Origin of the sequence: Citrobacter sp. Cu231, assembly GCF_030332265.1 — a bacterium.
Taxonomy (GTDB): Bacteria; Pseudomonadota; Gammaproteobacteria; order Enterobacterales; family Enterobacteriaceae; genus Citrobacter; species Citrobacter meridianamericanus.
In genome coordinates this window covers 1-211 of sequence record NZ_JAOWIE010000001.1, presented here as the reverse complement: position 1 = coordinate 211, position 211 = coordinate 1, and the positions used below count along the sequence as shown (strand labels likewise).

At 54.0% G+C, this 211-nt stretch carries 1 tRNA gene and 1 other RNA gene; both read right to left on the bottom strand.

Going from position 1 to position 211, the window contains the following annotated elements:
• Positions 1–74 (bottom strand) — tRNA-Arg (locus OGY15_RS00010).
• Between the two features lie 60 nt (positions 75–134).
• Positions 135–211: non-coding RNA, RtT sRNA (locus OGY15_RS00005), on the bottom strand; the annotation flags it as partial.

Sequence of the window (211 nt, the reverse complement as noted above, 5' to 3'; positions counted from 1 at the left end):
TGCATCCGGGAGGATTCGAACCTCCGACCGCTCGGTTCGTAGCCGAGTACTCTATCCAGCTGAGCTACGGATGCATCAGGAAACTTGCTTTACTGCCGATATTGATATCGAAATAAGTGATATCAAGTAAGAGATGGTGCATCCGGGAGGATTACTCGGCTGCGCCTCGCCCTGCGGGCCGTTGCTGAAGCAACGTTATCCTCCCTGGTGC